At 71.3% G+C, this 21,365-nt stretch carries 22 protein-coding genes; 8 read left to right on the top strand and 14 right to left on the bottom strand.

What is annotated here, in order from left to right; genetic code table 11:
* Window positions 1-79 precede the first annotated feature (79 nt).
* A complete protein-coding gene (locus ACIRD8_RS32115) occupies window positions 80-904 on the bottom strand; it encodes a hypothetical protein (RefSeq protein WP_403999451.1) in 825 nt (274 codons plus the stop codon).
* A gap of 261 nt (window positions 905-1,165) precedes the next feature.
* On the opposite strand from ACIRD8_RS32115, the gene ACIRD8_RS32110 reads away from it, so the two are divergent.
* From ACIRD8_RS32110 to cseC, 5 genes are all read left to right on the top strand, one after another.
* Window positions 1,166-2,068, top strand: coding sequence for an A/G-specific adenine glycosylase (locus ACIRD8_RS32110; protein WP_403999393.1), 903 nt, complete (start codon window positions 1,166-1,168; stop codon window positions 2,066-2,068).
* A gap of 183 nt (window positions 2,069-2,251) precedes the next feature.
* A complete protein-coding gene (locus tag ACIRD8_RS32105) occupies window positions 2,252-2,836 on the top strand; it encodes a SigE family RNA polymerase sigma factor (protein ID WP_147983522.1) in 585 nt (194 codons plus the stop codon).
* Complete coding sequence (locus tag ACIRD8_RS32100) at window positions 2,824-3,525, top strand: hypothetical protein (protein WP_403999389.1); 702 nt, start codon at window positions 2,824-2,826, stop codon at window positions 3,523-3,525. The genes ACIRD8_RS32105 and ACIRD8_RS32100 overlap by 13 nt, the downstream gene beginning before the upstream one ends.
* Window positions 3,526-3,536: 11 nt before the next feature.
* Window positions 3,537-4,247, top strand: a complete 711-nt coding sequence (cseB, locus tag ACIRD8_RS32095; protein ID WP_403999386.1) for a two-component system response regulator CseB — start codon at window positions 3,537-3,539, stop codon at window positions 4,245-4,247.
* Entirely contained in the window at window positions 4,244-5,566 is a 1,323-nt protein-coding gene (gene cseC / locus ACIRD8_RS32090) for a two-component system sensor histidine kinase CseC (protein WP_403999383.1), read from the top strand. The genes cseB and cseC overlap by 4 nt, the downstream gene beginning before the upstream one ends.
* Window positions 5,567-5,625: 59 nt before the next feature.
* On the opposite strand, the gene ACIRD8_RS32085 is transcribed toward cseC, so the two are convergent.
* The gene (locus ACIRD8_RS32085; RefSeq protein ID WP_403999381.1) at window positions 5,626-7,221 is read right to left on the bottom strand and encodes an MDR family MFS transporter; all 1,596 of its coding nucleotides are present in this window, start codon (window positions 7,219-7,221) and stop codon (window positions 5,626-5,628) included.
* A gap of 136 nt (window positions 7,222-7,357) precedes the next feature.
* Between ACIRD8_RS32085 and ACIRD8_RS32080 the strand changes: the two genes are divergently transcribed.
* Entirely contained in the window at window positions 7,358-7,942 is a 585-nt protein-coding gene (locus tag ACIRD8_RS32080; protein ID WP_403999378.1) for a TetR/AcrR family transcriptional regulator, read from the top strand.
* Window positions 7,943-7,962: 20 nt separating this feature from the next.
* Here ACIRD8_RS32080 and ACIRD8_RS32075 read toward each other — a convergent pair whose 3' ends face one another.
* Window positions 7,963-8,685 carry a M23 family metallopeptidase gene (locus ACIRD8_RS32075; RefSeq protein WP_403999375.1) on the bottom strand — a complete coding sequence of 241 codons (723 nt, stop codon included), beginning with the start codon at window positions 8,683-8,685 and terminating at the stop codon, window positions 7,963-7,965.
* A gap of 524 nt (window positions 8,686-9,209) precedes the next feature.
* On the opposite strand from ACIRD8_RS32075, the gene ACIRD8_RS32070 reads away from it, so the two are divergent.
* Window positions 9,210-9,341: a hypothetical protein gene (locus tag ACIRD8_RS32070; protein ID WP_403999372.1), complete on the top strand. Its 132-nt coding sequence runs from the start codon at window positions 9,210-9,212 to the stop codon at window positions 9,339-9,341.
* Between the two features lie 67 nt (window positions 9,342-9,408).
* Here the strand turns inward: ACIRD8_RS32070 and ACIRD8_RS32065 are convergent, their stop codons facing one another.
* Window positions 9,409-11,934, bottom strand: coding sequence for an ATP-dependent Clp protease ATP-binding subunit (locus ACIRD8_RS32065; RefSeq protein WP_099173600.1), 2,526 nt, complete (start codon window positions 11,932-11,934; stop codon window positions 9,409-9,411).
* Between the two features lie 440 nt (window positions 11,935-12,374).
* Between ACIRD8_RS32065 and ACIRD8_RS32060 the strand changes: the two genes are divergently transcribed.
* Window positions 12,375-12,956, top strand: coding sequence for an SCO3374 family protein (locus ACIRD8_RS32060; RefSeq protein ID WP_403999370.1), 582 nt, complete (start codon window positions 12,375-12,377; stop codon window positions 12,954-12,956).
* Here the strand turns inward: ACIRD8_RS32060 and ACIRD8_RS32055 are convergent.
* The 10 genes from ACIRD8_RS32055 to ACIRD8_RS32010 all read right to left on the bottom strand — a co-directional run bounded on the left by ACIRD8_RS32055 (window position 12,935) and on the right by ACIRD8_RS32010 (window position 21,224).
* Window positions 12,935-13,270, bottom strand: a complete 336-nt coding sequence (locus tag ACIRD8_RS32055; RefSeq protein WP_099173598.1) for an Lsr2 family protein — start codon at window positions 13,268-13,270, stop codon at window positions 12,935-12,937. The genes ACIRD8_RS32060 and ACIRD8_RS32055 overlap by 22 nt on opposite strands.
* Window positions 13,271-13,414: 144 nt before the next feature.
* Window positions 13,415-13,912 carry an amino-acid N-acetyltransferase gene (locus ACIRD8_RS32050; protein WP_099173671.1) on the bottom strand — a complete coding sequence of 166 codons (498 nt, stop codon included), beginning with the start codon at window positions 13,910-13,912 and terminating at the stop codon, window positions 13,415-13,417.
* 129 nt (window positions 13,913-14,041) lie between these two features.
* The gene (locus ACIRD8_RS32045) at window positions 14,042-14,476 is read right to left on the bottom strand and encodes a BlaI/MecI/CopY family transcriptional regulator (RefSeq protein ID WP_403999367.1); all 435 of its coding nucleotides are present in this window, start codon (window positions 14,474-14,476) and stop codon (window positions 14,042-14,044) included.
* Between the two features lie 101 nt (window positions 14,477-14,577).
* Complete coding sequence (locus tag ACIRD8_RS32040; protein WP_099173596.1) at window positions 14,578-14,757, bottom strand: hypothetical protein; 180 nt, start codon at window positions 14,755-14,757, stop codon at window positions 14,578-14,580.
* Window positions 14,758-14,824: 67 nt separating this feature from the next.
* Window positions 14,825-15,436 (bottom strand): hypothetical protein, encoded by a 612-nt coding sequence (locus ACIRD8_RS32035; protein ID WP_403999449.1) that lies wholly within the window; start codon window positions 15,434-15,436, stop codon window positions 14,825-14,827.
* 140 nt (window positions 15,437-15,576) lie between these two features.
* Window positions 15,577-16,374: a type III pantothenate kinase gene (locus ACIRD8_RS32030; RefSeq protein WP_403999364.1), complete on the bottom strand. Its 798-nt coding sequence runs from the start codon at window positions 16,372-16,374 to the stop codon at window positions 15,577-15,579.
* Window positions 16,374-17,417 carry a carboxylating nicotinate-nucleotide diphosphorylase gene (gene nadC, locus ACIRD8_RS32025; protein ID WP_403999361.1) on the bottom strand — a complete coding sequence of 348 codons (1,044 nt, stop codon included), beginning with the start codon at window positions 17,415-17,417 and terminating at the stop codon, window positions 16,374-16,376. Before nadC ends, ACIRD8_RS32030 begins: the two co-directional genes overlap by 1 nt.
* Before the next feature lie 2 nt (window positions 17,418-17,419).
* Entirely contained in the window at window positions 17,420-19,195 is a 1,776-nt protein-coding gene (locus tag ACIRD8_RS32020; RefSeq protein WP_403999358.1) for an L-aspartate oxidase, read from the bottom strand.
* A complete protein-coding gene (gene panC, locus ACIRD8_RS32015) occupies window positions 19,192-20,205 on the bottom strand; it encodes a pantoate--beta-alanine ligase (protein ID WP_403999355.1) in 1,014 nt (337 codons plus the stop codon). The genes ACIRD8_RS32020 and panC overlap by 4 nt, the downstream gene beginning before the upstream one ends.
* A 17-nt stretch (window positions 20,206-20,222) precedes the next feature.
* Window positions 20,223-21,224, bottom strand: a complete 1,002-nt coding sequence (locus ACIRD8_RS32010; RefSeq protein WP_403999352.1) for a Rossmann-like and DUF2520 domain-containing protein — start codon at window positions 21,222-21,224, stop codon at window positions 20,223-20,225.
* Window positions 21,225-21,365: the final 141 nt, after the last annotated feature.

Here is a 21,365-nt window from a genome sequence, read left to right as displayed (position 1 = left end):
CCGGATCGTGAAGGGCCCCGCCGGATGGTTCCCGGCGGGGCCCTTCGGCGTTCGTTCCCGGGGCGGTCCGCCCGCGCCGTCAGTCCTTCGCCAGGACGAACGACGCGCGCTGGACGGTCTCGCCCGGCACCTTCGCCTCCAGCAGGTACGTCCCCGGGCCCGCGGCCCTGACCGGCGGCGTCGCGCACGAGGGTGCGCTCCCCTTGCGGTCCCACTTCACGACGTGGACGACCGTCGCTCCCGCCGGGACCCTCAGGAAGAGCGCGCCGGTCTTCGGGCAGTCCTTGGAGGACCACACCTGTTCGTCGTCCTCACCGGCTTCGGTGATCGTGAGTACGGCGCTCTTCGGGCCGAAGTCGGCCTTGCAGTCGGCGGCCGAGGTGTTCCTGGCGGTCAGCCGGAACTCCGGCTTGTCGTCGGGCCCGTAACTGTTCTCGGTCTTCAGGCTCAACTGGAGCGCGGAGGGCGTGCAGTTGGGGAGCGACGAGCCGGCCGGCACCTGCTGGCCGCCCGTGGTGCCGCCGGTTCCCGCGCCCGTACCCGCGCCCGTGTCCGCCGATGCGGAGCCGCTCGCTCCGCCGGTGTCCGATCCCGCGGCGCCGCCCGTTCCGGTCCCGGTGCCGCCGCTGCCGCCCTCGGAGCCCGCGCTGCCGCCGGTGTCCTCCGACTCGTCGCGCCCGCCCGGGGGTTGGCCGGTGACCGGGCCCGAACTCGAAGGACCGGGGGTGATCGACGGGGCGGGGCCCGAGCCGCCTGGCTTCCCGTCGTCCTGTCCGCCACCGCCGCCGCCACCCGAGGTGACGGCCCACGCGACCAGCGCCGCGAGCAGCGCGATCACCAGCACCGCTACTGCTCTCCGACGCCAGTAGATGCTGGAGGGAAGCGGCCCGACCGGATTGCGCATAGAACCCACGGACCGAACTGTACGAGAGATCCAGGCCAACTCCGGCCCCCAACCGCCGCCTGATCCACAAGTTTTGCGGATCATCATCACGGGGCGACGGGCTCCCTGGGCGCTTCATCCGCTTTGCACCGGCTCGGGTCCGTCCGCCGCGCGCGAAGGGTCAGAACGGGTGGCGTTATCACCCCGTGAGCACACGGCCGGGCCGACACCCCCGCAGCCGCACCCGATGGCCCCGCCTTCCGTGCCAGGATCGTAGGTGCGATGACTGCCACGACTTCGACACAGACGCCCCCCGCCTCCCTCCATACCCCCGTCATCGGGTGGTTCGAGCAGCACGCCCGCGATCTGCCCTGGCGCCGCCCCGATGCGGGCGCCTGGGGTGTGATGGTGAGCGAGTTCATGCTGCAGCAGACCCCGGTGAACCGAGTCCTCCCGGTCTACGAGCAGTGGATGGCCCGCTGGCCCCGGCCCGCGAACCTGGCCGCCGACGCACCGGGCGAAGCCGTCCGTGCCTGGGGACGGCTCGGCTACCCGCGGCGTGCGCTGCGGCTGCACGGGGCCGCGCAGGCGATAACGGAACGCCACGGCGGCGACGTGCCGAGCGAGCACGGCCAGCTGCTCGCACTGCCCGGGATCGGGGAGTACACGGCCGCGGCCGTGGCCTCGTTCGCGTACGGGCAGCGTCACGCCGTGCTGGACACCAATGTCCGCAGGGTGTTCGCCCGGGCCGCCACCGGCATCCAGTACCCGCCGAACGCGACCACCGCGGCCGAGCGCAAGCTCGCCCGCGCCCTGCTCCCCGAGGAGGACGAGCGCGCCGCCCGCTGGGCGGCGGCCACGATGGAGCTCGGTGCCCTCGTGTGCACCGCGAAGAACGAGGACTGCACGCACTGCCCGATCGCCGGACAGTGCGCCTGGCGGCTGGCCGGGAAGCCCGCCCACCAGGGGCCGCCGCGCCGCGGCCAGACCTACGCCGGCACGGACCGCCAGGTGCGGGGCCGGCTGCTCGCGGTGCTGCGCGACGCCGTCACACCGGTGCCGCAGTCGGCGCTGGACGCGGTGTGGGAGGAGCCCGTGCAGCGGGCCCGGGCCCTGGACGGGCTGGTCGCCGACGGCCTCGTCGAGCCCCTGGCGAACGGCCGGTACCGGCTGCCCATGACCTGACCGTGCTCCGGCGGACCGGGGCTGTCCAGCGGCTGTTACACAACCGATGGGCAGCCGTGCGTCCGCCTACGGCTGCTCCGCACACCCTCGTGACAACGCCTCCGTAACGTCACCGGACGTCGGCGTCGGGACCACGCCGCCGACGGCGGTACACGGGGATCCACGGGGACGGAGGCGGTTGTAATGGCGCAGGGCGAGGTGCTCGGTTTCGAGGAGTACGTACGGACGCGGCAGGACGCGCTGCTGCGCAGTGCCCGCCGGCTCGTCCCCGATCCCGTGGACGCGCAGGACCTGCTGCAGACCGCCCTGGTCCGCACCTTCGGCCGCTGGGACGGCATCGCCGACAAGTCCCTCGCCGACGCCTACCTCCGCCGCGTCATGATCAACACGCGTACGGAGTGGTGGCGGGCCCGCAAGCTCGACGAGGTCCCCACCGAGCAGCTCCCCGACGCGAGCGTCGACGACGGCGCCGACCAGCGCGCCGACCGCGCCCTGCTGATGGACGTCCTCGGGGTGCTGGCTCCGAAGCAGCGCAGCGTCGTCGTGCTGCGACACTGGGAGCAGATGAGCACGGAGGAGACGGCCGCGGCGCTCGGTATGTCCGCCGGCACGGTGAAGAGCACGCTGCACCGCGCCCTGGCGCGCCTGCGCCAGGAGCTGGAGGACCGTGCCGCCCGGAGCCGTGAGGCCGAGGAGACACCGGTGCGGATACCCGCGCAGCGGAACAGGCGTCATGACGAGCGGGGGCGGGAGCGGTGCGCGGCCTGACGGGCAGCACGGGAAGCACGACGAGGGGGCCCGGCCGCGGGAGACTCGGGGCCGGTCTGGCGGCGGGGAGCACGGCGGTGGCCGGGCTCGCCGCCTTCGGGCTGTTCTGCTCCGGGTGTTCCGCGGGGGGCACGGGCACGCGTGACGAGGGCCCGGCGAGCGCCCAGCAGGTCGCCCGGGCCACTCCGACGAGCACGGTCCCCAGCGGGACGGCGAAGCCCGCCCCGCGGGTCGACGCGGTGACGCTCGTCAAGGGTGACCCGAAGGTGAGCCGGCAGCTCAGGAACGACCTGAAGCCCTGCACCGGGGACGAGTACCCGGTCGACACCTCGTACGGCACGCTCACCGGGGGCCCGGAGACCGATGTCGTGGTCAACGTGATGACCTGCGGCGATTCGGTGGGGGTCGGCACGTACGTCTACCAGCGGCAGGCCGACGGTTCGTACGGGAACGTCTTCGCCGCCGAGGTGCCCGCGGTCTACGGCACCATCGACCGGGGTGATCTGGTGGTGACGACGCAGGTGTACGGGTCGAAGGACTCGGTCACGTACCCCTCCGGCGAGGACGTCGTCACGTACCGCTGGACAGCCGGGCGCTTCACCGAGACCGACCGGGTGCACAACGACTTCAACCGGGCCGTCGGAAGCGGGGAGGGCGACCTCCCCGCACCGCAGACGACGCAGAACTGAGAGCCGCTCGCATGGCCGAGACCCATGTCCTCTTCGTCGAGGACGACGACGTCATCCGTGAGGCCACCCAGCTCGCGCTGGAGCGGGTCGGCTTCACGGTCACCGCGGTGCCCGACGGCCTGCTGGGCCTGGAGGCCTTCCGCGCCGACCGTCCGGACATCGCGCTGCTCGATGTGATGGTGCCGGGCCTGGACGGGGTCAGCCTGTGCCGGCGCATCCGCGACGAGTCGACCGTGCCCGTGATCATGCTGTCGGCGCGGGCCGACGCGATCGACGTGGTGCTCGGCCTGGAGGCGGGCGCCGACGACTACGTCACCAAGCCGTTCGACGGGGCGGTCCTCGTCGCCCGGATCCGCGCCGTGCTGCGGCGCTTCGGCCACGCCGCAGGTGCGGGCGGGACGCCCGACGGGCCCGGCGGCGCCGACGACGAGGCGAGCGGTGTGCTGGTCTTCGGCGACGTGGAGATCGACACGGAGGGCATGGAGGTACGCCGAGGGGGCTCGCACGTGGGTCTGACCCCGACGGAGATGCGGCTGCTGCTGGAGTTCTCCTCGGCGCCCGGCACCGTCCTCTCCCGGGACAGGCTCCTGGAGCGGGTCTGGGACTACGGCTGGGGCGGGGACACCCGTGTCGTCGACGTCCATGTGCAGCGGCTGCGCATCAAGATCGGGCAGGACCGGATCGAGACGGTCCGCGGCTTCGGCTACAAGCTGCGCGCATGAGGCGGCTGGCGCTGCGGACCGGTGTCCGCTGGAAGATCAGCATCGCGATCGCCGCGGTCGGCGCGCTCGTCGCGCTGGCCCTGAGCCTCGTCGTCCACAACGCGGCACGCGTCTCGATGCTGGAGAACGCGCGCGAGGTGCAGCTGGAGCGGCTGCTGTTCGCCCAGCGGCTGTACGAGGCGGGGAACACGAAGAAGCCGTCGCCGAAGTTCGGCGCCAAGATCAACGACCCGGCGCTGCCGTCGAGCCTGCGCAGCCGGATACGGGACGACCGGCGCGCCACCCATGTCGACGAGTACGGGGACGGGGTGCCGGACGTCTGGGCGGCCGTGCCGCTGGCCAACGGCGACGTCCTGTCCCTGCACACCCGCTTCGCCGACCGCAGCGCCACGGTCATGGGCGACCTGGACAGGGCCCTGATCATCGGCTCGGTCTCGGTCGTCTTCGGCGGCTGCGCACTGGGCGTGCTGATCGGCGGCCAGCTGTCCCGGAGGCTGCGCAAGGCGGCAGCGGCGGCCGGCAAGGTCGCGCAGGGCAACACGGAGGTGCGCGTACGGGAGGCCGTCGGCGGCGTCGTACGGGACGAGACCGACGAGCTGGCCCGGGCCGTGGACGCGCTCACGGACGCGCTGAACGAGCGGATCGAGGCGGAGCGCAGGGTCACCGCCGACATCGCCCATGAGCTGCGCACCCCGGTCACCGGGCTGCTCACCGCGGCCGAGCTGCTTCCCCCCGGGCGCCCCACGGAGCTCGTACGGGACCGGGCCCAGGCGATGCGGACGCTGGTCGAGGACGTCCTGGAGGTGGCCCGGCTGGACAGCGCATCGGAGCGGGCCGAACTGCAGGAGCTCCAGCTCGGCGAGTTCGTCGGCCGGCGGGTCCGGCTGCTGGATCCGGAGATCCCGGTGCGGGTGGTGCACGAGTCCTGGGTGTCCACGGATCCGCGGCGGCTGGAGCGCATCCTGGGCAATCTGCTGGGGAACGCCGCCAAGCACGGGGCCGGCCCGGTCGAGGTCACGGTCGAGGGCCGGGTCGTACGGGTCCGCGACCACGGGCCCGGTTTCCCCGAGGCGCTGCTGCGGGAGGGGCCGAGCCGGTTCCGTACCGGGAGCAGCGACAGGTCGGTGCGCGGCCACGGTCTGGGGCTGACCATCGCGGCGGGACAGGCACGGGTGCTGGGGGCCAGGCTGACGTTCCGCAACGCCGGGCCCCTCGGGGCGACGGACCCGGGCGGGGCGGTCGCCGTGCTGTGGCTGCCCGAGCACGCGCCGACGAACACCGGAAGCTTCCCCGTCCTGCGGCAGCCGGGAACGGGCTGAGCAAAAGAGCGGGCCCCGGAGATCGGACGTCTCCGGGGCCCGCCCTCGTCGGGGGGTGCTCAGGCGTTCTGCGACTGCTTGGCGGCCTCGTGCCCGGCGGACGCCGTTCCGTCGTCGTCCGAGGCGGACGCCTCCGGCTTCGCCGAGCCGCGGAGCGGGACCTCCTTGACGAACAGGGCCGCCACCAGGGCCACGATCGCGACCGAGCCGCCCACCAGGAAGGCGATGTGGGTGCCGGAGGCCACCGCGTACTCGTACGCCTCACGGACCGGGACCGGCAGCTTCGCCAGGCTCGCCGCGTCCAGCTGGGCGGACCTCTCGGTGGCCCCGCCACCGCCGCGTGCCATCATCTCGTCCTGCACCCGGCCGGTGAACAGCGCGCCCATGATCGCGACGCCGAAGGAGCTGCCGAGCGTGCGGAAGAGGGTGGTCGTGGACGAGGCGACGCCCATGTCCTTCAGCTCGACGCTGTTCTGGGCGACGAGCATCGTGATCTGCATCAGGAAGCCCATGCCCGCACCGAGCACCGCCATGTAGATGCCGGACGTCAGGCGCGTGGTGCCGGTGTCCATGGCGGCGAGCAGGAACAGGCCGGCGACCATCAGGACGCTGCCCACGATCGGGAAGACCTTGTACTTGCCGGTGCTGGTGGTGATCCGGCCGGCGACCAGCGAGACGATCATCATCGCGAGGAGCATGGGCAGGAGCAGCAGACCGGAGTTGGTCGCGGAGGCCCCCTGGACCGACTGCTGGAACAGCGGCAGGAAGAGCACCGCGCCGAACATCACGAAGCCCGCCATGAAGCCGACCACGGACATGAGGGTGAAGTTGCGGTTGCGGAAGATGTGCAGCGGCACGATCGGTTCGGCGGCCTTCGTCTCGACGAAGAGGAAGCCGACCAGGGAGGCGACGCCGAGGGCGATGAGCTCCATGATCACGGCCGAGCCCCAGGCGTACTCCGTACCGCCCCAGGTGGTGACCAGCACGATCGCGGTGATGCCGACGGTGAGGAGTGCGGCGCCGAGGTAGTCGACCTTCGCCTTCGTACGCTCCTTGCGGGGCAGGTGGAGCACGGCGGTGACCATGGCCAGCGCGACGGCACCGAGCGGCAGGTTGATGTAGAAGCTCCAGCGCCAGCCCAGGTGGTCGGTGATGGTGCCGCCGACCAGCGGTCCGCCGATCATGGCGATGGCCATCACACCGGCCATCATGCCCTGGTACTTACCGCGCTCCCGGGGCGGGACCAGGTCGCCGATGATGGCCATGACGCCGACCATCAGACCACCCGCGCCGAGACCCTGGATCGCCCGGAATCCGATGAGCTGCCCCATGTCCTGGGACATTCCGCTCAGCACCGAGCCGATCAGGAAGATCACGATGGACGTGAGGAAGATGCTCTTGCGGCCGTACATGTCGCCGAGCTTGCCCCAGATGGGGGTGGAGGCCGCGGTGGCGAGGGTGTAGGCCGTGACCACCCAGGACAGGTGCTCCAGGCCGCCCAGGTCGCCGACGATGGTGGGCATCGCGGTGCCGACGATCAGGTTGTCGAGCATGGCGAGCAGCATCGCGATCATCAGCGCGAGCACCACCACCCGGACGCTGCGTGCCGGTGGTTCCGCTTTCCCGTCCGCCGTCGCTTTCTTGAGTTCTGTCATGCCGTCCGCTCCCCTGATCCCCTGATGCCCGGTCTGCCGCCGATCCGGCACTTACTTGCCGCCCGGCTAGTTGGCTACACTGAGGAAAGTAGACCCGTAACTAGCCGGGCGTCAAGTAAGTTCTTGGGAGAGTCGCATGGGCAGCACGCCGCAGCCGCGCCGGGGCAACACCCGCCAGCGCATTCAGGACGTCGCCCTGGAGCTCTTCGCCGAACAGGGGTACGAGAAGACCTCGCTCCGCGAGATCGCCGAGCAGCTGCAGGTCACCAAGGCGGCGCTGTACTACCACTTCAAGACCAAGGAAGACATCCTCGTCAGCATCTTCGAGGACCTGAACAGGCCCGTCGAGGAGATCGTCGCCTGGGGCCAGGGACAGCCGCGCACCCTGGAGACGAAGAAGGAGATCCTGGTCCGCTACAGCGAGGCGCTCAAGGCGGCGGCTCCGCTCTTCGTCTTCATGCAGGAGAACCAGGCGACGGTGCGCGAGCTGAGCATCGGCCACACCATGAAGCACCGGGTCGTCGCCCTGGTGGACCTGATCAAGGAACCCGACGCCCCGCTCACCGACCAGGTGCGCTGCTTCACCGCCCTCTTCGCGATGCACGCCGGGATGATGGCCCTCAGAGACGCCGAAGGCGACCCCGACGAGAAGCGCAAGGCTGCTCTCGAGGTCGCCATCGAACTGGTGACCAAGGCCCATGACCCGGGGCCCGCCGCTTAGCGGCTACGGGGTGGTGCGCGTCAGACCTTGACGTGCACGGACTTCAGGTACGAGACCGGGTCGAGCGCGGAACCGTAGTCGGGCGAGTTCCGGATCTCGAAGTGCAGGTGCGGACCGCTGGAGTTACCGGTGTTGCCGGACTTGGCGATCTCGTCGCCCGTCTTCACACGGTCGCCGACGTTGACCTCGATCTTCGACAGGTGCGCGTACTGCGAGTACTTGCCGTTGGCGTGCTTGATCACGATGGCGTTGCCGTACGCGGGACCGTCGCCGCCACCGTTGGGGCCGGCCTTGACGACGCGACCGGTGTGCGCGGCCTCGACCTTGGTGCCGATCGGCACGGCGAAGTCCTGACCGGAGTGCTTGTGGGCCCAGCGGTCACCGCCGGTGCCGTAGGTGGCGCTCAGCTCGTAGTGGCTGACCGGGGCCTCCCACGAGGCGGCCTTCTTCTTGGCCGCGGCCTTCTTCTTCGCGGCCGCCTTCTTCTTGGCGTCGGCCTTCTCGGTCTTGTCGGCCTTCGCCTTGGCGGCGGCCTTGCTCTGGGCGGTCGCCTGCTGGGCGACGGAGTCAGCGGTGGCCGCGCCGGCGAGGGCCGCGGTGTCCGCGGTGCCCGTCGTGCCGGACGCGAACGCCGCGCCCGCACCGAACACCATCGACGCACCCAGGCCGGCGGCCACGACGGCGCCACTGACGCGGGACATGGACGGGCGGCGGGAGTGCTGGAACGTAACGCGCTTCGACATGCGGGGAGAACCTCCGGGGTAACTGGACCCGGCGTCGACCGGGCTTGCTCCACCTTGGTAACCCGGGCCCCCCGGAACACTCAAACACCCCATCTACGATCAAAAGCCGTAGCCGAGGGGGTGGGAATTCATCGCGGCCACCCGCGCGGCGACAGCGGACGATCTTCCGGATATTTTTCGCGCACCTGGTTTAACCCCAGTTCCCAAGGCGCCCTTCCAGGACATGGGGCAGCAATCCGGTCATATTCACCCAAACACCAAAAGGCTCCCCAGGGGCAGGCCGAAGGTCCCTCGGCCTCCCACCCCCACTTCTCCTAAAGCGGTTAGTAGGCCTCCAAGGGCCTGTGCGCCTTGTCACCGCCGGTGGGCCGGAAGCCTGCCCGTTTCGGGACCTTCGGCCCCCCGGGTTCACGGCGCTGTCCGGCACACGCTCAGCGCCCCGGTGAACAGATGGCCGACGGCACCGCACGGTCCAGCGGCCGCACGCACAAGGCCGGCTTCACGGCTCCGCCACGAGAAGGCCCGTGGGGCGCCTCCCCCGCGGCCTCCGGTACGAGGCCGTCCGGGCGTCCTGGCGGGCGGGCAAGCGGCCGCTGCTGCCGGCAGACGGACTCGACGAGGTGCCGCAGGAGGACCGCGAGCAGACGCAAGCCTGAAAAAGGGGCTGCCCCGGACCGAAACCGGTCCGGGGCAGCCCCTGTAGACGCTCAGGCGCTACGCGCCCTACGCCTCCTTCGTCAGGTTCGGGCCGCCGCCCGCCGCCTGCTCGATCGGCGGGACGTCGGGCAGCGCCGACTTCTCCTCGCCACGGAACGAGAACTTCTTCTCGTCCCCTTCGCCCTCGGTGCCCACGACCACGATGTGACCGGGACGCAGCTCGCCGAAGAGGATCTTCTCGGAGAGGATGTCCTCGATCTCGCGCTGGATCGTCCGGCGCAGCGGCCGGGCGCCCATCACGGGGTCGTAGCCCTTCTTCGCGAGGAGCGACTTGGCCTCGGCACTGAGCTCGATGCCCATGTCGCGGTCCTTCAGACGCTCATCCACCTTGGCGACCATCAGGTCGACGATCTGGATGATGTCTTCCTCGGTGAGCTGGTGGAAGACCACCGTGTCATCGACACGGTTGAGGAACTCAGGCCGGAAGTGCTGCTTGAGCTCGTCGTTGACCTTGACCTTCATCCGCTCGTAGTTCGTCTTGACGTCACCCTGGGCGGCGAAGCCCAGGTTGAAGCCCTTCGAGATGTCCCTGGTCCCGAGGTTGGTCGTCATGATGATGACCGTGTTCTTGAAGTCCACGACCCGGCCCTGGGAGTCGGTCAGACGACCGTCCTCCAGAATCTGGAGCAGGGAATTGAAGATATCGGGGTGGGCCTTCTCGACCTCGTCGAAGAGGACGACGGAGAACGGCTTGCGGCGCACCTTCTCGGTGAGCTGGCCGCCCTCTTCGTAGCCCACGTAACCGGGGGGCGAACCGAAGAGACGGGAAACCGTGTGCTTCTCGCTGAACTCCGACATGTCGAGGGAGATCAGCGCGTCCTCGTCGCCGAAGAGGAATTCGGCGAGCGTCTTGGAGAGCTCCGTCTTACCGACACCGGACGGGCCGGCGAAGATGAACGAGCCACCGGGGCGCTTCGGGTCCTTCAGACCCGCTCGCGTACGGCGGATCGCCTGCGAGAGGGCCTTGATGGCGTCCTTCTGGCCGATGACGCGCTTGTGGAGCTCGTCCTCCATGCGCAGCAGACGCGAGGACTCCTCCTCGGTCAGCTTGAAGACCGGGATGCCGGTGGCGGTCGCCAGGACCTCGGCGATGAGCTCGCCGTCGACCTCGGCGACGACGTCCATGTCGCCGGCCTTCCACTCCTTCTCCCGCTTGGTCTTCGCCGCCAGCAGCTGCTTCTCCTTGTCGCGGAGCGAAGCTGCCTTCTCGAAGTCCTGGGAGTCGATCGCCGACTCCTTGTCGCGGCGGACGCCCGCGATCTTCTCGTCGAACTCGCGGAGGTCCGGCGGCGCGGTCATCCGGCGGATGCGCATCCGGGAACCGGCCTCGTCGATCAGGTCGATCGCCTTGTCCGGCAGGAAGCGGTCCGAGATGTAGCGGTCGGCCAGGGTGGCGGCCTGGACCAGCGCCTCGTCCGTGATGGAGACCCGGTGGTGGGCCTCGTAACGGTCGCGCAGACCCTTGAGGATCTCGATGGTGTGCGGCAGCGACGGCTCCGCGACCTGGATGGGCTGGAAGCGGCGCTCGAGCGCGGCGTCCTTCTCCAGGTGCTTGCGGTACTCGTCGAGCGTCGTGGCGCCGATGGTCTGGAGCTCGCCTCGCGCCAGCATGGGCTTGAGGATGCTCGCGGCGTCGATCGCGCCCTCGGCGGCACCCGCACCCACCAGGGTGTGGAGCTCGTCGATGAACAGGATGATGTCGCCGCGGGTGCGGATCTCCTTGAGGACCTTCTTCAGGCGCTCCTCGAAGTCACCTCGGTAGCGGGAGCCCGCCACCAGGGCGCCGAGGTCCAGGGTGTAAAGGTGCTTGTCCTTGAGGGTCTCGGGCACCTCGCCCTTGACGATGGCCTGGGCCAGGCCCTCGACGACCGCCGTCTTGCCGACGCCGGGCTCGCCGATGAGAACCGGGTTGTTCTTGGTACGGCGAGACAGCACCTGCATGACCCGCTCGATCTCCTTCTCGCGCCCGATGACCGGGTCGAGCTTGGACTCACGAGCGGCCTGGGTGAGATTCCGGCCGAACTGGTCGAGCACCAGGGACGTGGAGGGCGTGCCCTCGGCGGGGCCGCCCGCTGTGGCAGCCTCCTTGCCTCCCGAGTACCCGGAGAGCAGCTGGATGACCTGCTGCCGCACCCGGTTCAGGTCGGCGCCCAGCTTCACGAGGACCTGGGCCGCGACGCCCTCGCCCTCGCGGATCAGGCCGAGCAGGATGTGCTCCGTGCCGATGTAGTTGTGGCCGAGCTGAAGTGCCTCACGGAGCGACAGCTCCAGGACCTTCTTGGCCCGGGGAGTGAAGGGGATGTGCCCGGACGGGGCCTGCTGGCCCTGACCGATGATCTCCTCCACCTGCTGGCGGACCGCCTCGAGCGAAATCCCGAGGCTCTCCAGGGCCTTAGCGGCGACACCCTCACCCTCGTGGATCAGGCCCAGGAGGATGTGCTCGGTGCCGATGTAGTTGTGGTTGAGCATCCGGGCTTCTTCCTGAGCCAGGACGACAACCCGCCGCGCGCGGTCGGTGAACCTCTCGAACATCGTTAATCGCTCCTCAGAGCGGTCAGGCAGTAAGGGGTCGGTCCCCTCCCTGTCCTTCCGCAGCTTAGTCCCGCAAGCGGGGACCGCTCATTTCAACTGCCGACACCCGGCCTGCTTCCCGGGGGGATCTCCTGCCCCGAACGCCGACAACTGCTCCAACCCGATGGTGCGAGACGATGTTCCCGCAGGCCAGGCAGATAGCCCTTTCGCCAGTACGCCGATGGCGAACGTGAGACGTTTTTGCCCGCGTGTCGCCCCTTCCCACTAGGGATGTCTTACCCGCACTCACTGACAGTCCATGCGGCGCACCCCCGTTTACTCCGCTACGGGCGAACAACGACGCGCTGCCGAAGGCTTCCGCACACCCCCGGAACGAGCACGCAGGGCAATCGATCATGAGCAGTGCGTAACTCCGGGGCCGGTTCGGCGGTTCATCGGACATGGCTTCCCTCGTCCCGCCTCCCCGCTCGTCGCCGGAGCCCGACCGCGCGCAGTGGTACGCGCGCGAACTCGACTGGGCCACGACGGGCACCGCGCCGGTACGGCTGCTGACAGGGCTGCGCTTCGACGTCCTGGAGCTGCCCGCCGCGGCAGGTCACGCGGCGCTGCGCCGGGTCGGGCGCACCGGCCCGGTGGCGCTGGCCGGGCAGCGGATGCGGCTCCTGGTGGCGGCCGGCAGCGCGGACGAGCTGCCCGGTCTGCTCGACTGGCTGGAGTGGGGCGGCATCACTCTCGACCTGTCCGCCCTCGGTGCCGGCGGGCACATCACGGCCCCGGCACCGCCGGGCGGGGCGGCGGGCCCGCCGGGGGCCGCGGTCTGGCTGCGGCCCCCCGGATCGCGCCAGGAGGTGGAACCTTCACTCCCGGCCCTCGGCGGCCTCGGGAGCAGGGGTGGGGATGCTCCCGATCTCGTACGACTCGTGGACGCGGCGGCGACTGAATGCCACCGGGCCAGGCTCGCTCACGCCCGGACACACCTGTGGGCCCATCGGCCGACAGGTCAGCCGTTCGCCTTCTCGTAGGCCTCACGGATCTCGGCGGGAACGCGGCCGCGGTCATTCACGTTGTGGCCGTTCTCGCGCGCCCACCGACGGATCTCGGCGGTGTCCTTGTTGCCACCGGTGACGGCGCGGCCCTTGCCACGGCCGGTCGCGGCGCGGCCGCCGGTGCGGCGCCCACTCTTGGTGTACGGCTCGAGAAGACCACGGAGCTTGTCCGCGTTGCTCGTGGTGAGGTCGATCTCGTACGTCTTGCCATCCAGAGCGAACGTGACGGTCTCGTCCGCCTCGCCACCGTCGAGGTCATCAACAAGAAGGACCTGAACCTTCTGTGCCACCGGATTTCCTTTCATCGAAAATGCAGTACGCGGAAAGGAAACCGCTTTTCCCCGGAAAACACAAACCCCTGGGAGAGGTTCAGGAGCGCAAGAGCACGGGAAACATGCGCGATTCGGACATAGGGTTCCGGCGTCTTCCGCCGTTCACAGGTGCAGAAGCATCCGGCTGTTGCCCAAGGTGTTCGGCTTCACTCGTTCGAGACCCAGGAACTCGGCGACACCCTCGTCATAGGAACGCAGCAGCTCGCTGTAGACATCTCCGTCGACCGGCGTCTCTCCGATCTCGGTGAAGCCGTGCGAGGCGAAGAAGTCGACTTCGAACGTGAGACAGAAAACCCGGCGGACACCGAGCCAGCGCGCGGTCTGCAGGAGCTTGTCCAGGACCTGGTGTCCGACTCCGGCGCCCTTGATGGCGTGGTCGACGGCGAGAGTACGGACTTCGGCGAGGTCTTCCCACATCACATGGAGTGCGCCGCAGCCGATGACACGGGCGTCCTCGTCGCGTTCGGCGACCCAGAACTCCTGGATGTCCTCGTAAAGCGTGACCGTCGCTTTGTCGAGCAGGATGCCTTCGGAGACGTAGCCGTCGAGGAGGCCGCGGACGGACGCCACGTCGCTCGTCCTGGCGCGGCGGACCGTGATGGCCGGTCTATTTACCGACGGGCCGGTATGAAGATCTGAGGGAGATCCGGTTTCCGGCCCGGTATGAGCTCCGGTTTGCGACGCGTCGCGGTGCTCGGTTTGCGGCTGCTCTGAGGACATCCCCCGACGCTATCTCCCGCTCTCCGGCGGCGCTTCATCGGCCGCGTCCCCGTCATCGGGACGGCTCCCGGCCGGTTCGGGGAAGGTGGGCGAGACGACGCGCATCGCATCACGGAGAGCTTCGCGCTGCTCCGCGGACATCATGCCGAAGAACGCGACCAGTGCGGCCGCCGGGTTGTCGCTCTGCGACCAGGCTTCGTTCATCAGTGCGGCCGAGTATGCGGCGCGGGTGGAGACGGCCGTATATCGATATGCCCGGCCATCCACTTCCCGGCGTACCCAGCCCTTCTGATGGAGATTGTCCATTACCGTCATGACGGTCGTGTACGCGATGGACCGTTCCTGTTGAAGGTCCTCGAGAACTTCCCGCACGGTGACCGGGCGGTTCCATTGCCAGACCCGTGTCATCACGGTGTCTTCCAGCTCTCCCAATTGGCGAGGCACACCGTCACCTTAGTGCTAGATGTCTGGAATGGGATAATTCCGGAACGAAAAAAGGGCGCACGGCTCGGGGGAGCCGTGCGCCCTTCGTGCTCGGGTCCGGGTCAGACGCCCTCGGGCCTCGGGGCCTGCCGGGCCGACTCGGCCCGGGCGAGCGCCGCGTCCACGGCGGCGTCCTCCTTGGCCTTGTTCGGGCCGCCCTGGCTCTTGATGATCGTCCTGACGAGGCCGATGAAGAAGACGGCCATCACCACGGGGGGAACGAGCGCGGATACGTAGTCCATGCCGTCCAGGGTAGCGAGCCCGGCATTCCGGCCTCTCCCGGGCACCCCCGGGGCGCGCCGGTCACCCTCAGGACACGGCCCGCTCCTCCGGCGGCGGCGGGGCCGGCGCCGGGCGGCGACGGGGCGGGAAGACCTCGGACGGCTTGGGCATCGGGCGCTCGCCCGGGGCCGCGGGCCGCCCCGGCGCGGCGGGCCCCGACGGGGTCCGCGCCGGCGTACGGGGCCGCTCGGGCTCCTTGGCCGCCGACAGACCGCCGGGCAGGGCCAGGAGCCGGCTGCGCGGCGCGGGGGCCGTCATGGGCGCCGCCCGGCCGGCGAGACGCGCCCGCACCGAACGCTCGGCCAGCACCTGGCAGCGCTCCAGCAGGGCCGCGGCGACCGGTCCGGCGCGCAGGGCGCGCAGGGCGGCGAGGTCGTCCGGGCGGGGGTCGTAGCCGGCCGCGAGGGCGTCCTGGAGGAGCTCCAGGTAGCCACTGAGGGAGCCGGGGAGCGCGTCGCGGTAGCGGGCGAGATCGGCGAGGAGGAAGGCGCGCAACCGGCCCGCCTCGCTCACCACCTCGTCCACGGCGCCCGCGAGGCGCAGGCAGTCCTGGACATCCTCTTCCGGCAGGGGCGTGGGGTGGAGGGCGTTGGCGAGAGCACGTCGGAGCACCCGGAGCTCGTCCGCGCTGAACGCCATGCCGCCGCGTGATCCGTAGGGCGTGGGCATGACGCGACAATACGTGCTAAATGGACAAAATCGGCTTAACCAACTGCTCGGCGGCGCGGCGCCGGACGCCGCGCCGCCGGGTCGTTCCCGCAGGTGGTCGCGGGCGCGCCCTACATCCGGGCGATGTTGCGCTCGTACACGAGGCGCAGCCCGATGAGCGTCAGCCAGGGCTCGTGCTCGTCGATCACGGAGGACTCACCCAACACCATCGGAGCAAGGCCGCCGGTCGCGATGACGGTCACCTCGTCGGGGTCGGTGGCGAGCTCCTTCTTCATGCGCTCGACCACCCCGTCGATCTGCCCCGCGAAGCCGTACACGATGCCGGACTGCATGGCCTCGACGGTGTTCTTGCCGATGACGCTCCGGGGACGGGCCAGCTCGATCTTGCGGAGCTGGGCGCCCTTCACCCCGAGCGCCTCCACGGAGATCTCGATGCCCGGCGCGATCACCCCGCCCGTGTACTCACCGCGCGCGGAGACGGCGTCGAAGGTGGTGGCCGTGCCCAGGTCGACGACGATGGCCGGGCCGCCGTAGAGCTCGACGGCGGCGACCGCGTTGATGATGCGGTCCGCGCCGACCTCCTTCGGGTTGTCCGTGAGGACCGGGACGCCGGTCTTCACACCCGGCTCCACGAGGACCGCCGGGACATCGCCGTAATACCGGCGGGTGACCTCGCGGAGCTCGTGCAGGACGGCCGGGACGGTCGAGCAGATCGCGATGCCCTCGATGCCGTCGCCGAGCTCGACCCCGAGCAGCGGGTGCATCCCCATCAGCCCCTGGAGCAGGACGGCGAGCTCGTCGGCGGTGCGGCGGGCGTCGGTGGAGATCCGCCAGTGCTCGACGATCTCCTCGCCGTCGAACAGGCCGAGGACGGTGTGGGAGTTGCCCACGTCGATGGTGAGCAGCATCAGGCGTCGGCCCCGTCGGTCGCCGCGTCACGGAAGTCCAGGCCGATGTCGAGGATCGGCGAGGAGTGCGTGAGTGCGCCGACGGCCAGGTAGTCGACCCCTGCCTCGGCGTAGGCGCGGGCCGAGTCGAGGGTGAGGCGGCCGGAGGACTCCAGCACCGCGCGGCCACCGACGAGGGCGACCGCCTCGGCGGTCCCGGCCGGGGTGAAGTTGTCCAGCAGGATCAGGTCGGCGCCGGCGTCGAGGACCTCGCCGACCTGCTCCAGGGTGTCGACCTCGACCTCGATCGCGAGCTCCGGGAACGCCTTCCTGACCCGCTGGAACGCCTCGGCGACGCCGCCTGCCGCGATCACGTGGTTGTCCTTGACCAGCGCCGCGTCCACGAGCGACATGCGGTGGTTGACCCCGCCGCCGCAGCGCACCGCGTACTTCTCCAGCGCGCGCAGCCCCGGGGTGGTCTTGCGGGTGTCGCGGACCTTCGCCTTCGTGCCTTCGAGCACATCGGCCCAGGCGCGGGTCGCGGTGGCGATGCCGGAGAGCCTGCACAGCAGGTTGAGCGCGCTGCGCTCGCCGGTGAGCAGGTCACGGGTGCGGGTGGTCACCGTGAGCAGCTTCTGGCCGGGCGCGACGCGGTCGCCGTCCTCGACGTGGCGCTCGACCTCGAACTCGTCGGTACAGACGATGGAGAGGACGGCCTCGGCGACGCGCAGGCCCGCGACGACGCCGGCCTCACGCGCGGTGAAGTCACCGGTGGCGACGGCGTCCTCCGGGACGGTCGCCACGGTGGTGACGTCCTCGCCACCGTCGAGGTCCTCCTCGATCGCGACGTGGGCGATGTCCTCGACCTGCACCGGGTCGAGTCCGGCGTCCGCCAGGAGCTGGGCCAGGGCGGGGTCGAGGCCGCACTCCAGGCCGTCGGGGTCGTAGCCGTCACCGCAGCCGCAGCCGTCGCCGCAGCCACCACCGGACTCGGCGGGTGCGCCGATGTGGATCAGCGGTACGTCCACAGGTGTGGGGCGCGGATTCTCTTCGGGCGTGCTCACGGTTACGGCTCCTCGGGGGCGTCGGCGGGCTGGGTGCGGGGGCTGTCGGACAGGGGGGAGTCTGCCGGGTCGCCGGGGCGTACGGGCGGGAACGCGGCACTGTCCGTCGTGCGGACGACGGGCTGCCGGTCCGGGGTGACGCGGACGACGAGGTGGCGGCGCCAGGCGGCGTCGTCACGGTCGGGGCGGTCCTCGCGCCAGTGGCAGCCGCGGGTCTCCTCGCGCTCCCGGGCCGCGGCGACCAGGACCCGCGAGACGAGGAGCAGGTTCGTCGCCTCCCACGCCTCCACCCCGGGTACGGCGTCCTTGGGGCCGTCCTCTTCGGTGACGGCCGCGGCCCGCCGGAGCGCCTCCAGCTCCTCGGCCGCGGTGGCCAGGCTGTCCGCGGAGCGGATCACCCCGGCGCCCCTGGTCATGATCCGCTGGATCGCGGTCCGCGACTCCGCGGTGAGCAGCGGGACGGTGTGGGCCGGGGCGGGGCCCGCCACGGGGGCGGGCCGTGCGGCGGCACCGGAACCGGCCCCCCGCCCGTCCGCCGCACCGGCGATCTCGGCGGCGATGCGCTCGGCGAAGACCAGCCCCTCCAGGAGGGAGTTGGACGCCAGCCGGTTCGCGCCGTGCACACCCGTGCAGGCGACCTCACCGCAGGCGTACAGGCCGGGCACCGTCGTACGGCCGCGGAGGTCGGTGCGCACGCCGCCCGAGGCGTAGTGCGCGGCGGGTGCCACCGGGATCGGCTGCGTGACGGGGTCGATGCCGTGCGCACGGCAGGCGGCGAGGATCGTCGGGAAGCGCTGCTCCCACATCGCGGCGCCGAAGTGCCGGGCGTCGAGGTACATGTGCTCGGTGCCCTGGAGCTGCATCTGGCGGGTGATGGCCTTGGCGACGATGTCGCGCGGCGCGAGCTCCGCCAGCTCGTGCTGCCCGAGCATGAAGCGGGTGCCGGAGGCGTCGACGAGGTGGGCGCCCTCGCCCCGTACCGCCTCGGACACCAGCGGCTGCTGGCCCTCGGAGTCGGCACCGAGAAACAGGACGGTCGGATGGAATTGGACGAATTCGAGGTCCGACACCTCGGCGCCGGCCCGCAGCGCGAGCGCCACCCCGTCGCCCGTGGAGACCGGCGGGTTGGTGGTGGCGGAGAAGACCTGGCCCATGCCGCCGGTGGCGAGCACCACGGCCGGGGCGCGGACGGCTCCCACGCCGTCGTGCTGGCCCTCGCCCATGACGTGCAGGGTGACGCCCTCGGTACGGCCTTCGGCGTCCGTGAGCAGGTCCAGCACCAGGGCGTTCTCGATGGTGTGCAGGGCGGCCGAGCGGACCGCCCCGACCAGGGCGCGGGAGATCTCGGCGCCCGTGGCGTCGCCCCCCGCGTGCGCGATGCGGCGGCGGTGGTGGCCGCCCTCGCGGGTCAGGGCGATCGCGCCGGTGTCGGTGGTGTCGAAGTGGGCACCGGTGTCGATCAGCCTGCGCACGGCGTCGGGGCCCTCGGTGACCAGGGCGCGCACCGCCGCCTCGTCGCAGAGGCCGGCCCCGGCGACCAGAGTGTCGTCGAGGTGCTGCTCGGGGGTGTCGCCCTCGCCGAGCGCGGCGGCGATGCCGCCCTGCGCCCAGCGGGTGGAGCCGTCGTCGAGGCGGGCCTTGGTGACGACCACGGTCGCCAGGCCCGCCGCGGCGCAGCGCAGTGCGGTGGTGAGACCGGCCACGCCGGAGCCGACCACGACGACGTCCGCGTCGATGGCCCAGCCGGGGGCGGGGGCGGTCAGCCGTATTCCGGTCACGTGAGCGCTCCGAGGGTCAGCGGGATGTTGTCGATCAGGCGGGTGGCCCCCACCCGCGCCGCGACGGCGAGGACCGCCTCGCCGCTGACGCGGTCGTCGGGGAGCTCGGTGAAGTCCGCCGGGTCCACGAGTGCGACGTAGTCCAGGGCGAGGGGCACCTCTTCCTCGGCCGCCTCGTCCAGGACCGCCCGGGCAGCGGCCAGCACCGCGGAGGGTGCGACGGTCGGCCTGGCCAGCGCCACGGCCTGGGTGTCGGCGGCCGCGCGGGCCTCTCCGAGCCGGTTGAGGGCGGCGGCGCGGCCCTCGCGCTCCGGAACCGTCCGGGCGCGGGCGTGCAGCGTCTGCTGGGCGACCAGCCGGTCGCGGGCGGCGAACAGGGCCCTGGGCAGGGCCAGCGCGGTCCTGCGCTCCTCGGCGGAGAGGAAGCGGTTGCGGCTGGAGAGCGCGAGGCCGTCGGGGTCGCGGACAGTCGGCACCGCGACGATGTCGATGCCGAAGTTGAGGTCGCGCACCATGCGGCGGACCAGCGCCAGCTGCTGGGCGTCCTTCTGCCCGAAGAACGCGGCGTCCGGCCGGGTCAGGTGCAGGAGCTTGGCCACGACGGTGAGCATCCCGTCGAAGTGTCCGGGGCGGGCGGAGCCCTCGAGCCGCTCGCCCATGGGGCCCGCGGTGATCCTGACCTGTGGATCGCCGCCGGGATAGACCTCGTCCACGGAGGGCGCGAAGACCGCGTCGGCGCCGGCCCCGGAGGCGACGGCGAGGTCGGCGTCCAGGGTGCGGGGGTAGCGGTCCAGGTCGGCCGCCTCGCCGAACTGGAGCGGATTGACGAAGACGGTGACCACGACCTGGCCGTCGGGGCCGGTGGCGGCCCGTGCGGCACGGATCAGGGTGGCGTGGCCGTCGTGGAGCGCGCCCATCGTCATCACGACGGCGCGGCGTGCCCCCGGGGGCCGGCCGAGGGCGTCCAGCTCCGCGGCGGAGCGCAGCAGGGTGGCGGGTGCGGTGTTCATCGCTTCTTCCCCGGTGTTCATCGCTTGTCCCCCGGTCCGGATCCGGCTGGTCCGTCCGGTCCGTTCGTGCCGTTCGTGCCGTTCGTGCCGTTCGTGCCGTTCGCGGCGCTGCTGTCGGCCAGCACGCCGAGGAGGTCCTCCGCGAACTCCGGCTTGAGCAGGCCGTGGTCCAGGGCGCGGTCGGCCGTGGCGCGTGCCATGGCGAGATATCCGGCGACGGTCTGCGGCGCGTGCGCGCGGAGCTCCCGGATGTGCGCGGACACCGTCCCCGCGTCGCCCCGGGCGACGGGGCCGGTCAGCGCCGCGTCACCGGAGCGCAGGGCGTTGTCGAGCGCGGCCCCGAGCAGCGGGCCGAGCATCCGGTCGGGCGCGCCCACCCCGGCCTCGCGGAGCAGTTCCATGGACTGCGCGACGAGGGTGACCAGGTGGTTCGCTCCGAGGGCGAGTGCCGCGTGGTAGAGCGGCCTGGACTCCTCGGCGATCCATTCGGGCTCGCCGCCCATCTCGATGACGAGCGCCTCGGCGGCGAGTCTGAGCTCCTCCGGGGCGGTCACCCCGAAGGAGCAGCCCGCCAGCCGCTGGACGTCCACGGAGCTGCCGGTGAAGGTCATCGCCGGATGCAGGGCGAGCGGGAGGGCGCCGGCCCGCAGGGCGGGGTCGAGCACCTTCGTCCCGTACCGCCCGGAGGTGTGGACGAGCAGCTGGCCCGGGCGTACGGCGCCGGTCACGGCGAGGCCCTCGACCAGGCCCGGCAGTGCGTCGTCGGGGACCGTCAGCAGCACGAGCTCGGCCCGTGCGAGGACCTCGGCGGGGGTCACCAGTGGGACGTCGGGGAGCAGCGCGGCGGCTCGGCGCACGGATGCGTCGGAGACGCCCGACACGGCGACCGGGCGGTGCCCGGCGAGCTGCAGCGAGGCGGCCAGGGCGGGTCCGACCCGTCCCGCGCCGACGACGCCGACGGTGAGACGGGCGGGGCGGTCCCTCGCGTCGAGGGATTCCTTGGAAACTGATGCGTTCACGCGGCGATGGCCTTCCGTTCCAGTCCGCGGGGGGTACCGGACGATTCCTCTGCATGCTACGCCAGCGCTCCGCCCGCACCCCCCGGCCGTCCACAGCCTGTGGATAACTTTCGGCGACGGGGAACCCGGGCTGGGCGGCAC

The organism is Streptomyces sp. NPDC102451 (genome assembly GCF_044765485.1).
Taxonomy (GTDB): domain Bacteria; phylum Actinomycetota; class Actinomycetes; order Streptomycetales; family Streptomycetaceae; genus Streptomyces.
The sequence above is the reverse complement of the archived record's forward strand: the minus strand, read 5'-3'. Positions and strand labels throughout refer to the sequence as shown.

Bases quoted from the DNA above. Each gene is read 5' to 3' on its own strand.
- ACIRD8_RS32065 (WP_099173600.1), bottom strand. From the start codon at position 11,934: ATGTTCGAGAGGTTCACCGACCGCGCGCGGCGGGTTGTCGTCCTGGCT.
- ACIRD8_RS32115 (WP_403999451.1), bottom strand. From the start codon at position 904: ATGCGCAATCCGGTCGGGCCGCTTCCCTCCAGCATCTACTGGCGTCGG.
- ACIRD8_RS32040 (WP_099173596.1), bottom strand. From the start codon at position 14,757: ATGGACTACGTATCCGCGCTCGTTCCCCCCGTGGTGATGGCCGTCTTC.
- cseC (WP_403999383.1), top strand. From the start codon at position 4,244: ATGAGGCGGCTGGCGCTGCGGACCGGTGTCCGCTGGAAGATCAGCATC.
- ACIRD8_RS32075 (WP_403999375.1), bottom strand. From the start codon at position 8,685: ATGTCGAAGCGCGTTACGTTCCAGCACTCCCGCCGCCCGTCCATGTCC.
- ACIRD8_RS32080 (WP_403999378.1), top strand. From the start codon at position 7,358: ATGGGCAGCACGCCGCAGCCGCGCCGGGGCAACACCCGCCAGCGCATT.
- ACIRD8_RS32035 (WP_403999449.1), bottom strand. From the start codon at position 15,436: ATGGCGTTCAGCGCGGACGAGCTCCGGGTGCTCCGACGTGCTCTCGCC.
- cseB (WP_403999386.1), top strand. From the start codon at position 3,537: ATGGCCGAGACCCATGTCCTCTTCGTCGAGGACGACGACGTCATCCGT.
- ACIRD8_RS32105 (WP_147983522.1), top strand. From the start codon at position 2,252: ATGGCGCAGGGCGAGGTGCTCGGTTTCGAGGAGTACGTACGGACGCGG.
- ACIRD8_RS32085 (WP_403999381.1), bottom strand. From the start codon at position 7,221: ATGACAGAACTCAAGAAAGCGACGGCGGACGGGAAAGCGGAACCACCG.
- ACIRD8_RS32060 (WP_403999370.1), top strand. From the start codon at position 12,375: ATGGCTTCCCTCGTCCCGCCTCCCCGCTCGTCGCCGGAGCCCGACCGC.
- ACIRD8_RS32030 (WP_403999364.1), bottom strand. From the start codon at position 16,374: ATGCTGCTCACCATCGACGTGGGCAACTCCCACACCGTCCTCGGCCTG.
- ACIRD8_RS32110 (WP_403999393.1), top strand. From the start codon at position 1,166: ATGACTGCCACGACTTCGACACAGACGCCCCCCGCCTCCCTCCATACC.
- panC (WP_403999355.1), bottom strand. From the start codon at position 20,205: ATGAACACCGCACCCGCCACCCTGCTGCGCTCCGCCGCGGAGCTGGAC.